10 protein-coding genes are annotated in these 13484 nt (G+C 36.3%); 6 read left to right on the plus strand and 4 right to left on the minus strand.

Going from position 1 to position 13484, the window contains the following annotated elements; genetic code table 11:
* The first annotated feature begins 295 nt into the window (after nt 1-295).
* On the plus strand, nt 296-886 hold the full coding sequence (locus AC2G3J_RS06210) for a recombinase family protein (protein WP_336951566.1): 591 nt from the start codon (nt 296-298) through the stop codon (nt 884-886).
* Entirely contained in the window at nt 887-1171 is a 285-nt protein-coding gene (locus AC2G3J_RS06215) for a hypothetical protein (RefSeq protein ID WP_336951564.1), read from the plus strand.
* A gap of 529 nt (nt 1172-1700) precedes the next feature.
* On the opposite strand, the gene AC2G3J_RS06220 is transcribed toward AC2G3J_RS06215, so the two are convergent.
* Both AC2G3J_RS06220 and AC2G3J_RS06225 read right to left on the minus strand, forming a co-directional pair.
* The gene (locus tag AC2G3J_RS06220; protein ID WP_419820212.1) at nt 1701-3197 is read right to left on the minus strand and encodes a CoA-acylating methylmalonate-semialdehyde dehydrogenase; all 1497 of its coding nucleotides are present in this window, start codon (nt 3195-3197) and stop codon (nt 1701-1703) included.
* A 31-nt stretch (nt 3198-3228) separates the two neighbouring features.
* A complete protein-coding gene (locus tag AC2G3J_RS06225; RefSeq protein ID WP_336951561.1) occupies nt 3229-4389 on the minus strand; it encodes an iron-containing alcohol dehydrogenase in 1161 nt (386 codons plus the stop codon).
* 304 nt (nt 4390-4693) lie between these two features.
* Here AC2G3J_RS06225 and AC2G3J_RS06230 point away from each other — a divergent pair, with 304 nt between their 5' ends.
* A complete protein-coding gene (locus AC2G3J_RS06230) occupies nt 4694-6082 on the plus strand; it encodes a GntP family permease (protein ID WP_336951558.1) in 1389 nt (462 codons plus the stop codon).
* A 401-nt stretch (nt 6083-6483) separates the two neighbouring features.
* Here AC2G3J_RS06230 and AC2G3J_RS06235 read toward each other — a convergent pair whose 3' ends face one another.
* Entirely contained in the window at nt 6484-7260 is a 777-nt protein-coding gene (locus AC2G3J_RS06235) for an IclR family transcriptional regulator (RefSeq protein ID WP_336951556.1), read from the minus strand.
* Nucleotides 7261-7518: 258 nt separating this feature from the next.
* Nucleotides 7519-8877 carry an amino acid permease gene (locus AC2G3J_RS06240; RefSeq protein WP_483770817.1) on the minus strand — a complete coding sequence of 453 codons (1359 nt, stop codon included), beginning with the start codon at nt 8875-8877 and terminating at the stop codon, nt 7519-7521.
* Between the two features lie 631 nt (nt 8878-9508).
* Between AC2G3J_RS06240 and AC2G3J_RS06245 the strand changes: the two genes are divergently transcribed.
* From AC2G3J_RS06245 to AC2G3J_RS06255, 3 genes are all read left to right on the plus strand, one after another.
* A complete protein-coding gene (locus AC2G3J_RS06245; RefSeq protein WP_336951552.1) occupies nt 9509-10933 on the plus strand; it encodes an APC family permease in 1425 nt (474 codons plus the stop codon).
* Between the two features lie 27 nt (nt 10934-10960).
* Nucleotides 10961-12316, plus strand: coding sequence for an aminotransferase class III-fold pyridoxal phosphate-dependent enzyme (locus AC2G3J_RS06250; RefSeq protein WP_336951550.1), 1356 nt, complete (start codon nt 10961-10963; stop codon nt 12314-12316).
* 219 nt (nt 12317-12535) lie between these two features.
* Nucleotides 12536-13480 (plus strand): helix-turn-helix domain-containing protein, encoded by a 945-nt coding sequence (locus tag AC2G3J_RS06255; RefSeq protein WP_336951548.1) that lies wholly within the window; start codon nt 12536-12538, stop codon nt 13478-13480.
* The last annotated feature ends 4 nt before the right edge of the window (nt 13481-13484 follow it).

The raw sequence follows: 13484 nt of genomic DNA on the forward strand, positions 1-13484 counted from the left end.
AATTACCGTTCATCGTTTTTCTTAATTGAAAGTATTATTTTAAATTTTTTGTTTGTAAACATTTTGTTTTTTGAAGTGAGAATATAGAGTGTTTTATAAATTTAAAATTTAAAATGTAAAAGAAAAAATTCAAATTAAGATATTATTTTTTTATACGCTTGTATTTTTATTTATTTTTATGGGTGTGTTATTTGAAACGTTTGTAGTGTTTAAAACATAAATATAATTTTCAACAGGTGTTTTTTTTGTGAATTAAATATTATAATATTTTTTTTAAATGAAAAGGTTATCTGTTGTGCGTGTCTATGCATATTGTAGAGTTGACAATATATCTATAAATAAAAATATTTGTGTTGATTTTATTTCAAATGCGGGTTATGAAATACCAGTTAAGAGAATCATTGTGGAAGAAGTAGAAGTTGGTATATCATTAAAGCACAGAAATAAATTTATTAATTTAGTTAATTATTCTATGGAAAGTGGAGATATATTATTAGTTAATGGAATTGATTCATTAGGTGGGAATTTTAATGAAGTTTTTTCAAGTGCTAATTTAATATTTAAAAAAAAAATTAAATTAATTTGTTTAGAGTTTTCAAAGAACGAAATCTCAGGAGACCTTAAGAAATTTTTTATACACTTTTTGAAGCTATGTGCTGATTTTGAAGGAAAAGCTAATATTTCAAAAAAAAGTGTCCTCAATAAAGCAAAAAAGCGTGTTGGTCGTCCTGAAATTTTAAGCGATAAACAAAAAAAAGAAGCTTTGGAGAATTTTAAAAAAGGTCACAGCATTTATTCAATCGCTAAGCATTATTCAGTTACTCGAACTGTAATCCAACGCTTAATACTAAAATCCTCTGATGTCATTAATAGTGACGACCAATAGATGAGGAATAAAAAACTTGATAAGAATCATATAAGCAGGTTTGCAATTGCTCAAAAAAAAACTGATGTTAAGAAAACAATTATTGTGCAATTGGTTTATGTGTTACGACAAGCAAATCATAAAAAAGCAAAAAATTTGATCAGTCAGTATAGTATTGAAATTAAGTCGCTAAATGGTTTGGTCAACTATAGAGTTCAAGGAATTAAGCATGGAGGAAAAACCATTATATTTTTATATGGATCAAGTCTATATGTTGTGGATTTAACAAAATCATTATTTAAATAGATTTTATAATTTTTTAATGCAGGTATGGGTTTTTGCTATTAACTTTATAAGTTTAATAGTAAGTTAAATGATTGAGTTAAATCAAAAATATACATCTATTTATATTTTTAAGTTATGTTTTTAATTTTTTTAATGTTGGTTATTTGAAAGTATGGCGATGGTAATTAATATATTATGCAAATAAAAATTTTTATAAAAAATAGAATTTTATAGTATTATTTTATGCTAATTTACTCATGTAAATAATATGATTGATTTAAATAGTATAAATAACAAGTATTTAATTTTGTTTTTTAATTAATGTTTTGATCTAAGAGACTATTTTTTTTGAATTATGTGATCTTAAGAAACATTCAATTAAAATTATTTGTAAAGAGAGAATTTATATGTGATTTTATTAAGAGAAATTATAAATTTATTTTAAGGAAGCCGATATCGAAGAATTTGGGAAATATCAAAAAAATGTTAGATACTTCCCAAATCGCAATAGTAAATCGATAAATAAATAAACTGTGTTAATTTAAAAATCTTAATTTAAAGTGGGCATTGAAAATTGTTTATTTTCACGGATGTTCGCAGAAGGCCAGCGTTGAGTAATCGTTTTTCTGCGTGTATAAAAACGGACACCATCTGGACCATATGCATATAAATCACCAAATAGTGAGCGCTTCCACCCCCCAAAACTATGATAAGCGACAGGTACAGGCAAAGGAACATTGATGCCAACCATCCCCACTTTAATATGATCAGAGAAATAACGTGCTGCTTCTCCATCACGAGTATAGATACATGTACCATTACCATATTCGTGATTATCAATCAGATCCATAGCTTCTTGCATAGTCTCTACCCGCATGATTTGTAAGACTGGACCAAAAATTTCCTGCTGATAACTATGCATGTTTGGTGTAACTTGATCAATTAAGGTCGGTCCCACAAAGAAGCCATTTTTATAGTCACCAACGGTTGCTTGTCTACCATCCACGACAATTTTTGCACCTTGTTGCTCAGCACTGTCGATAAAACCAACCACTTTAGCTTTATGGTCTGCTGTGATTACAGGCCCAAAATCATTATTTTTATTGGAAAAATGTCCAAATTTTAATTTACTGATTTCATTTTGAAGTTTTGCAATCACGGTATCCGCAATCTCATCACCGACTGCAACAGCAACAGAAAGTGCCATACAACGTTCACCTGATGAACCAAAAGCTGCACCAAGTAGAGAATTAACCACATTATCTACATCAGCATCTGGCATGATAATCGCGTGATTTTTTGCACCACCTAAAGCTTGACAACGTTTACCCGCAGCTGTTGCCGTTTTATAAATATATTCAGCGATTGGAGTTGAGCCGACAAAGCTTATGGCTTGGATACGTGGATCGTTTAAAAGTGTATCTACAGCAACTTTATCCCCATTGACCAAATTGAAGACACCATCGGGAAGACCTGCTTCTTTTAATAATTGTGCGATATATAATGTTGAGGATGGATCACGCTCGGATGGTTTTAAAATAAAGCAGTTACCACAGACAATTGCCATTGGGAACATCCAAAGCGGCACCATCACTGGGAAGTTAAAAGGGGTAATCCCTGCAACGACACCTAAAGGCTGAAATTCACTCCAAGAGTCAATATTGGGGCCTACATTTTTTGAAAATTCACCTTTTAAAAACTCAGGGGCACCACAAGCATATTCAACATTTTCTATACCGCGCTGTAATTCTCCTGCAGCATCATGACAAATTTTTCCGTGCTCTAAACCAATTAGCTCACAGATTTTATCTGCATTCTTTTCAAGTAACTCTTTAAACTTAAACATGACTCGCGCACGTTTGATGACGGGTGTGTCGCGCCATGCAGGAAATGCATTTTCTGCTGCTACTATTGCTTCAAGTACCGTTTTTTGGCTAGCAATGGCAACTTCGGAATTTGATTCACCTGTTGCTGGGTTAAATACTTTTTGAGTGCGGCTTGCTTCAGTTGAGAGTTGTCCATTAATGAAATGCCCGATGGTATTCATTGATATCTCCTTGTTTATTTTCGTTGAAAAATTAAGACCATAATTGTTGATAAAGTTTTACGATTTCTTCTTTCGTCGGTAGACGAGGGTTATTACTGGGTGAGCCTGAAGCAAGTGCCTGTTCTGCCATAGTATTTACAACTTCATCAAAATATCTTTTATCTGCTCCAAAAGCTTCCAAGGTTGGCACTTGCAGTGATGAATTAATGTCTTTTAATGCTTCAATTAACTTAGCATTGGCAGATTCAACAGAATCAGTTTGCTGCGCTGCGCCAATGGCTTTTGCGCAATCAGCATATTTTTCAGGTTCGGCCGGAATTGAATATTCGATGATCATGGGCAATAACATGGCATTCGATAAACCATGTGGGACATGGAAAAATGCGCCAATAGGTCGGCTCATACCATGAACTAAAGCGACCGAAGCATTATTAAAAGCCACACCTGCCAATGTTGCACCAAGCATTAAAGCTTCTCTGGCACCTTTATCACTTGGATCTAGATAGACTTTTTTTAGATTGGGTCCAATTAAGCGCATTGCTTCCAATGCTTGGGTATCACTATATAAATTGGCTTTTTTACTGGTATAGGCTTCAATCGCATGTGTTAAGGCATCAATCCCAGTATCCGCTGTGGTACGAGCAGGCAAGCTTAAAGTAAGTTCATAATCCACAATTGCAGCGATCGGCATAAAACCAGCACCAACACAAAGCATTTTTTCATTGCTTTCATCATCGGTAATGATGGTGAATTTGGTTGCTTCGGAACCTGTCCCTGCAGTTGTTGGAACAGCAATAATCGGTAAGCCTTGTTCATTGACTTGCCGAGGAAATTTGTAATCTCTGATTTTTCCACCATAGCGACCTAAGATACCAATCGCTTTTGCGCTGTCAATTGGACTCCCACCACCAATGGCAATAATTGAATCATATTGTTTTGTTTGAATAAATTTGACTCCAGCCTCAATAGAACTTGATGTTGGTTCTGGAATAGTTTGATCAAAATAGTCTGCTTCAATATGCTCATTTTTGAGAATATTTTGAATATCAGCGATATAGCCCAATTTCACCATCATTTGATCGGTAATGATCAATGGTTTATGGCAGCCTAAGCTTTTTAAAATTTCAGGGATTTTTTTTCTAGCATTTTTTCCAACTTCAATAAATCGGGGCAATAAAATTGTATGTGACATAAGCGAACTCCATTTTAGTTTCATTCCATTTACATGCATTTTTCATTTGAAAATGATGAGTTTGCATGCTGTAGATTAGTTTTATAATACTTGTATATTGATATGTATCGTATCAATATAAATTAATATGTAAATAGGCGTTTTATGATTTTTACTCAAATAAAAATATTTATATTTAAATAACAATATCTTGAGTAATTTTTTAAAGTGGAAAATATTTTTATCTAGCTTCATCATTAAAAATTGGATATACATGTATATCGATACAATATGTATCATAATAATTAAATAAATGGAGTTTAAGATGTTAGGACTATTTGGAATAGTAGTTTCTTTGATTTTGCTGATGTATTTAGCTTATAGAGGCTTTAGTGTCATTATTTTGGCGCCTGTACTTGCACTGTTTGCAGTCATTTGGAGTGGAATGACACATGAATTATTAGGATTTTATTCGCAAGTATTTATGAGTGGTTTAGGTGGTTATATTATCAAATATTTTCCACTTTTCCTTTTAGGTGCAGTCTTCGGAAAGCTCATGGACGATAGTGGTTCGGCCCGTACGATTGCAATTTTTTTTGTTGAACGTTTAGGGCATCACCGCGCGATGTTATCGATCGTTATTTCCTGTGCGATATTAACTTATGGTGGTGTTTCACTTTTTGTAGTGGGTTTTGCAGTATTTCCCATTGCTTCGGCATTATTTAAAGAATTGGGTATTCCTAAACGATTCATTCCAGCTGCAATTATGCTTGGTGCATTAACCTTTACCATGACTGCTTTACCTGGAACTCCCGCGATTCAAAACGCAATCCCAATGCCGTATTTTAAAACGGATCTATATGCGGCTCCTGTTCTTGGCATCATTGCATCAATTTTTATGTTAATTACGGGGATGTGGTGGCTAAATAGAAGAGTCAAGCATTCAATAAAACAAGGTGAAGGGTATGGTAATCACATCGAAAATCATAAAGAAATTTTAACCCACTCAGATCCGAGTTTGCTGATTGCAATGATCCCGATTGTATTGGTTATTTTATCTAATTTAATGTTATCTAAAGTAATTTTTCCAAATATGGATACTTCATATTTGGCAACTGCTCAATTTGGTAATACAAGTTTGAATTCAGTGATTGGCCTTTGGTCTATTATTACGGCATTGGTCATCGCATGTATTGCCATTATTGGTCTAAATTGGAAGCGAATTAACGATATTCGAGACAGCATTCAAAATGGTGTTTCTTCTTCTTTTTTACCGATTTTTAATACTGCCTCAGAAGTTGGATATGGGTCAGTTATTGCTTCCTTAGCTGGTTTTGTCATTTTAAAAGATTTTTTAGTCAGTTTAGCACCCAGTAATCCGCTGGTTTCAGAAGCAATTTTGGTCAATGTACTGGCTGGCATCACCGGCTCTGCTTCTGGTGGCTTGAGTATCGCATTAAATACGATGGGCGAAACCTATATGAACCTAGCGCAAGATTTTGGTATTTCACCAGAATTAATGCACAGAGTCGCTTCTATGGCTTCAGGTTCTTTAGACTCACTTCCACATAACGGTGCGGTGATTACTATTATTGCACTTTGCGGTCTTACACATAAACAGTCCTATTATGACATGTTTGTTGTCGCAGTTATTTTCCCCCTGATGGCACTGATCGGAGTGATAACGCTTGGAACATATTTTGGATCATTTTAACGACTGAATTGTTGAGACTAGATGCTTGTGCATGTTGAGTAGTTCTTATGCCTCAGTAAACTTTATAAATTATGCAACTTATACTCTTCCATAGAAATGAATATGTTGGATTTAAAAGCTTGTAATACACTCTTTACAGTTAAAGTTTACATAGGGGATGCCAAACCTTGCGCTGCAAACCAAGCTATGCTTTTTTTGCTCATATTAGTTGAGAGGTACGTCCTGTACCTCCACATGTACACGCGTTTAGGGGCGAATTCTAAGTCGCAACATTATAAACGATTACGTGTAATTCATTAAATTATCAGCAAGCCATTGAATAGACAGGCTAAAATAGGGATCGGTATTCAATGCTCAATTTTTTGACTAAAACAACAAGTGTAATCACGAGCTCTCATCTTTTAATGGATAGAGTTTTTGATATAAGTATTTAAATCTGTGGCTGCATCTCTTAATGCATCTTGATAACTGATTAAGTCATCTAAAGATTTTCGAATGCTTGGTGCATGGGTATATAAGCAAGCAATGATTTCACCGTTGGGGTGGAGTATAGGAACTGAGCAAGCCACCATACCTGCTATAAACTCTTCATTGTCTGTACCTAAATTTGTTACGCCAATGCGCTGAATTTCAGATTCAAGCAAATTAGGATCTGTAATGGTGTTTTTTGTGTACTGTGTAATTGGGATATTTTTTAAAATATTTTTCCTTTTCTCTGCTGATAAATGGCTTAGAAAAAGCTTACCACTTGATGTACACCAAACAGGTACTGTTGAACCGACAGGTAAATATACCTGTAATGGCCAGTTCGTCTGTATACGGTCCACGTATAGCATATGATTATCTTGTAGTATGGCAATACCACAGGTTTCGCCAATCTTATTTGACAGCTTTTCTAAAATAGAAAATCGCTCAATTCTAAATTTTTCATTTTCCCAAACATTGAATAATAAGTGTTTGACTCTTCCACCCACCAACAAGCCACCGTGTAAATCTACTTTGACATAACCCTCTTTTTCTAATAATTGAATGAGTCGATGAATACTGGGTTTTGGAATATCAAGTGCTAAAGAGAGATCAAGTGGAGAAGGGGGATGTTTTGCTTCACCAATGGCTTCTAAAATCTCAAGTACTCGTGTGATCGATGAACCTTTATTTCGTTTTGTATCTTGCGTCATAAAATTTTCCAAAAGAACATGCTTCATTCATAGCAACTTGAGTTTATGAATATTATCACTTGAAAGTTGTAGATATGAAATTTTTATCAATGCTTTATCGTTGTAGATTTGGACTTCTCAATGTAAGAAATTCTACGTCAATCATTCGAGCTTTTGTGAAAAAAAGTTTTTAGATACTTTAACCAAATTCTGGTTATGGAACGCTGAGCATATCAGAATCATTAAAGGCCTATTCGGTTCAATAAGCCTTTTTAAATATTAGCGTGACTTGTTCCAGCTTAAAATTTTAAATAATCCAAACATCACCATAATCCAGATAGGAATCAAGATGACAGACTCCTTAAAGTTTTGTTTCCACATGATATATAGAATCATACTAATAAAAACTAAAACAATATAATTACTAATAGGTGAAAAAATTGAAGGGAATTTTACGGTTTTGCCTTCCAATTTCATGGCTTGCTTAAATTTTAAATGAGTAAAGCTAATAATTGCCCAGTTTAAAACCAAAGCAGCAACAGCCAAATACATCAGGTGACTTAATGCTTCTTCAGGCACAAAATAGTTCAGTAACACACAGCCAAAAATTAGAATAGAAGAAAATACCACAGCAGATATTGGAACACCTTGTTTGCTCACTTTTGCAAAAATCTTCGGTGCATTGCCTTGTACTGCAAGCCCATACAGCATACGGCTATTGGCATACATACCACTGTTATATACTGAAAGTGCCGCAGTCAAAATAATAAAATTGAGTAAATGTGCTGCCCAGCCTAAGCCCAGTTGGCTGAAAATCATTACAAAGGGACTTTTATCTAAACCACCCAGATCAAGTTGATTCCATGGGATTAATGACATAATAATGGCAAGAGAAGCAATATAAAAAACTAAAATGCGGAAAATCACGCGATTGACTGCTTGTGGTATGCTTTTTTCAGGATTTTCTGCTTCAGCAGCGGTCATCCCAATCAATTCAATGCCGCCAAATGCAAACATTAAAAAGGCCAGCATATAAAACAGCCCTGAAAAACCATGTGGGAAAAATCCACCATGTTGCCATAGGTTTGCCATAGTTGCAGTTGAATCAGCACCAGCTGTGAGCAAAAGATATAAACCAAATACAATCATCGAAATCACAGCAACAACTTTGATAATGGCTAACCAAAATTCTGATTCACCATAAAATTTAACATTGCCCAGATTAAAACCAGTCACGATGACAAAGAAAAATAAAGCAGAGACCCAAGCGGGGATATGCGGCCACCAATAATGCACATATTTAGCTACCGCTGTAAGCTCAGTCATGGCGACTAAAATATACATGACCCAGTAATTCCAGCCAGATAAAAAGCCAGGAAATTTTCCCCAATATTTTTGTGAAAAATAACTGAATGAACCTGCAACAGGTTCTTCTACAATCATTTCACCCATTTGGCGCATGATTAAAAAGGCAATCAAACCGACGATGGCATAGCCTAAAATAATCGAAGGGCCAGCAGATTGGATGACTTGTGCAGAACCTAGAAATAATCCTGTACCCACAGCGCCACCCATAGCGATCAATTGGATATGACGATTTTTAAGTCCACGTTTTAATTGGGAAGATGAGCGATTCAAAATATGCTGTGCTGAATAAAAGAAGCTATTGTAATTGATTGGTTATAGATAACCTAGTTTGAAAATGATATTGCAGCTGGAATTTTAAAAGATATTGAACTCTGGAATATTAGAGCGATTTTATCAATCAATAAAGCTCATGTTGAGTACATCATATCGCTATTGAATGAGGCTTCTCCCAACGGGAGAAGGCTAGCATGAGAGGGATATTAATCTGTACTTTAAAAAAGGCTTATGAAAAAAGCCGATTAAGATTGTTTCAAAGTGCACAATGGATGTTTGCCCTCAAACATACCGATGAATGGGGGGAAATGAGTAACGAACCAAGGCTTGAAGTTCAGGAGAAATCGACCTGACCGTATCTTTTTTTTGAGCGGGTATTATAGGCGCGCTTGGTCTACTGCCCTTTATGAGCTCTATAAGAAATTAAGTTAGATTAGAAATGATCAGATCTCACATTTACTCTTACTTATCTTTCTAATCATTAGTTTTATCTACTATGTTTTCAAGAATAGGGCTTATCCCTTCCTAGTATCTCTATCAGGATTGATCGCTAAAATTGCCATATTTTGATAACACTCAATAGTTCTTCCTTTATAGACTCAAGAGATGATCAAGGAAGGAGATCAGCATGTCAAAAGAATATAAATTAAAAAAAGGAAGTTTAGGGCTATGGTACGTTGTATTTTTTGTGGTCGCCGCAGCTTCACCCTTAACTGGTGTGGTTGGAGCATTGCCTGTCGCTTTTATGGCTGGTAATGGAGCTGGGGTAGCAGGTACTTTTATTATTGCAGGTGCGCTATTACTCATTTTTAGTTTCGGTCTTGTAGCAATGAGCCGTCATGTTGTCAATGCAGGCGCATTCTATTCTTATATTGTGCAAGGACTGGGGCTTACCTGTGGTTTAGCGGGATTCAATGTTGCTTTACTTGCTTATGCTGCGATGCAACTTTCATGCAGTGCAATGTTTGGTTTCTTTACTGAACTCTTTGTTACGAGACACTTGGGTAGCAGTTTGCCTTGGTGGGCATATGCAGCATTGATGCAAATGGTGGTCATCGGACTGGGGATTGCCAAAGTTGAAATTGGCGGAAAAGTCCTTGGTGTACTCATGCTACTTGAGATTGCAATTGTTTTGCTGATGGATGCAGTCTTTATGGCTCGACCAGTGACTTGGGAGTTTAGCTCTTTTCAACCCAGTACGGTTTTAAATGGTAATTTTGGGATTGCCATGGTTTTTGCGATTTGTTCTTTTATCGGTTTTGAAGCAACAGCAATTTATGCTGAAGAATGTAAAGAACCCAAAAAAGTTGTGGCTAAAGCAACTTTTACTGCTGTGATTTTAATTACGCTTTTTTATGCCTTAACTGCATGGGTGTTGGTGCAATATACAGGTGCTAGCCAAATAGCTACTGAGGCAGCGAAAGATCCAGGTGTCTATGTTTACAGTGTCGCTGAACAATTGCTAGGGGGGTGGGCTGTTGAAGTCATTTCAATTCTATTGATCACCAGTTTATTTGCAGCAACTCAAGCGTTCCATAATTCGTTGTCACGTTACTTATTTACCATTAGCCGTGATGGTTTGTTATGGTCCAAATTGGCCAAGACACATGCTGTTTATAAAACTCCTTATATTGCCAGTATCGTCCAAGGCATTTTTATGATTGTCGCTTTAGTAACTTTCGGGCTGTTTAAACTTGATCCAATGATTAATATTTTTGCATGGGCATCTGTACTCGGAAGTATGGCAATTTTGGTATTACAGATCGGCGTTTCTTTCGCAGTAATAAAATATTTTCGACAACGCAAAGCGTTACCTGTCTCGATCTGGAGCCGTTTGATTGCACCGATTATTTCAGCACTCGGTATGTTGGTCATACTGTATGTGGTGATTGCAAATCTGGAAATGTTGAGTGGGTCATCTTCTCCAGTCGTGCTGTTTTTACCTTGGCTACTGCTGGCTTGTATGGTCATTGGCATGATCACAGCCCGTGTGTTGAAACATATCAATCCACAAAAATATGAAGATGTCACAAATATTGTTATTCATTCTTAACATCAAAATATACAAGGAGCTTATTCTATGAATAGCCAAATGGTTGCAAAAAAAGATTATCAATTCTGGCATCCTATGACTCATCCCAATAATTGGGTGGATAAGACCCCGTTGCGAATCGTCAAAGGAGATGGGCTTTTTATCTGGGATGATAAAGGTCGTAAAATGCTGGATGGCTTTGCGGGTTTATGGTGTGTCAATGTTGGGCATAATCGTGCTGAAGTTAAACAAGCGATTAATCAACAAATGGACGAGCTGGCTTACTATCAGTTATTTGATGGTGTGAGCCATCCAAAAGCAGAAGCTTTGTCAAACAAACTCATTGAAATGACTGCTCAGGAAAATATGGCACGAGTGCTATATGGGACAGGAGGCTCGGATGGTGTTGAAACAGCTCTAAAAGTAGCACGTCAATATTGGATTTTAAAGGGACAATCTCAACGGACTCGCTTTATTTCATTGAAAAATGCTTATCATGGTGTGCATTTTGGCGGGACTTCAGTGGGTGGTTTGTCTATTTATCGAATGAACTATGGTCCTGTTTTGGAGGGCTGTTCACAAATTGAATCGCCATGGTTGTATCGCAATCCTTGGAACTGTGATGATCCTGAGCAATTAGGACAGTTAGTTGCTGAACAGCTGGAACGAGACATTTTATATTATGGTCCCGACAGTGTGGCCGCATTTATTGCAGAACCCATTCAAGGTGCAGGGGGGGTGATTGTTCCTCCTGCCAATTTCTGGCCTTTAGTCCGTCAGATTTGTGATAAATATGGAATACTCTTGATCGCGGATGAAGTGGTGACCGGTTTTGGTCGTAGTGGTCATATGTTTGGTTCACGAGGCTGGGGGGTAAAACCTGACATTATGGTGTTTGCCAAGGCTTTAACCTCTGGTTATATCCCGCTTTCAGCAACATTGATCAATCATCGAATTGAAGAAGCCTTTTTACAAAACAAAGATCATCGAGGTATTTTGATGCAGGGTTATACCTATGGTGGGCATCCATTAGGCTGTGCAGCAGGGTTAGCCGTCCTTGATATTGTCGAAAAAGAAGACTTGCCTGGCAATGCAGCCAAAATGGGTGATACTTTACTGAACCAATTAAAAACCTTTGAAGAAAGATTTCCATCTGTTGGTAATGTACGTGGTAAAGGTTTGATGTTAGCAATTGATCTGGTTTCAGATAAGAAAACCCGTGAATCGATTATGCCTGATAATAATTTAGCTTGGCGTATTACCGAAGCTTGTCGTGATGCAGGTGCAGTGGTTCGCCCTGTCGGACCAAAAATTGTAATAGCCCCACCGTTGGTGATTGATCAGGCGGGTTGTGAGTTATTGGTCAATGCATTACAGACAGCATTTGAACAGGTCGATGTATAACTCGACAAATTTGTGTTAAAAACAGGATCAAGTGTCTGCGCTATGCGGCACTTTGATCCTGTTTTATTTGTTAAAAAGCTTGTAAAGATAATATTGGAATATTTACACTTAAGGGCTTGTGAAATAAAGGATTAGTTTTACAATAAAAGGTGAGTTTTATTTTTCATTTAAATCTAAGTGTAAGATTTTTTTTGTATTTTTAGGTAAAGCGAGGCACGGATGTTAGTCGTTGAACCAAGTGTAAATACAGGTTTGTTGCATGCCTTTCAAATACGTGAGTCTTTACAACATACCCAAATTTTAAAAGATTGGTCTTTATCCTATGACCAACTTTCTTCAGGTCATTTTGAAAGTCATTTAAATGAACTTTGGCTAGATGATATTCAAATTTATGAAGAACAAATCAGTCCTGCAATTTTTCAAAGTGGAGAAGGAAAGGCGGACTCACTGTGTTTAGGTGTTTTTTCAAATTTATCTAACTCCGCACTGTGGATGGGACAAGTATTACAAGGCGCAGAAATTATCTCATTATGCCAAGGTGGTGAAATTATGATGCGAACCCCAGAGCAATCGTCCTTTTTATCTTTAAGTTTACCCATTTCTTTATTGGGGGAGGCGGGAGAGATTCCACAAGGTGCAAGTATGTTAATTGATCAACACTTAGCACAAGAAATTTATTCTAAGCTCTCAACTTTATTAAATAACCTCTCTAAACTTCCTGACAGCGTAAATTTAGTTAGTATGCAGCAGGCAAAATCTGAGATTTTGGATCTAGGTTTTCAATATATTCAAGCTTTACAGCAACAACGACATGTGATTCGTGTATCAACCATTAAAGCAAGAAAAGTAGTCCAACGCGCATTAGATGCGATGTACTCTTGTCAGAATAATCCTTTGACGATGGACGAGTTGTGCCAGTTAACCTTTACCTCACGCCGTACCCTACAGAACTGTTTTGAATTGATCACTGGAGAAAGTCCCGCACAGTTTTTAAAACATCTACGTTTAAATGGTGTAAGGCGTAGTTTTATTCAAAATGCTGCATCCACTTCAGTAAGTGAAGTGGCCAGCGATTGGGGCTTTTGGCACTTATCGCAATTTGCGACAGACTATAAGAAACTGTTTGGTGAATCACCATCGCAAACATTGGCAAAGTGCAAATAAATGC

This window comes from Acinetobacter legionensis (assembly GCF_057165765.1).

Excerpts from the sequence above, each read along its gene's own strand:
- AC2G3J_RS06215 (WP_336951564.1), top strand. The coding sequence starts at position 887 with ATGAGGAATAAAAAACTTGATAAGAATCATATAAGCAGGTTTGCAATT.
- AC2G3J_RS06220 (WP_419820212.1), bottom strand. The coding sequence starts at position 3,197 with ATGAATACCATCGGGCATTTCATTAATGGACAACTCTCAACTGAAGCA.
- AC2G3J_RS06225 (WP_336951561.1), bottom strand. The coding sequence starts at position 4,389 with ATGTCACATACAATTTTATTGCCCCGATTTATTGAAGTTGGAAAAAAT.
- AC2G3J_RS06230 (WP_336951558.1), top strand. The coding sequence starts at position 4,694 with ATGTTAGGACTATTTGGAATAGTAGTTTCTTTGATTTTGCTGATGTAT.
- AC2G3J_RS06235 (WP_336951556.1), bottom strand. The coding sequence starts at position 7,260 with ATGACGCAAGATACAAAACGAAATAAAGGTTCATCGATCACACGAGTA.
- AC2G3J_RS06245 (WP_336951552.1), top strand. The coding sequence starts at position 9,509 with ATGTCAAAAGAATATAAATTAAAAAAAGGAAGTTTAGGGCTATGGTAC.
- AC2G3J_RS06250 (WP_336951550.1), top strand. The coding sequence starts at position 10,961 with ATGAATAGCCAAATGGTTGCAAAAAAAGATTATCAATTCTGGCATCCT.
- AC2G3J_RS06255 (WP_336951548.1), top strand. The coding sequence starts at position 12,536 with ATGTTAGTCGTTGAACCAAGTGTAAATACAGGTTTGTTGCATGCCTTT.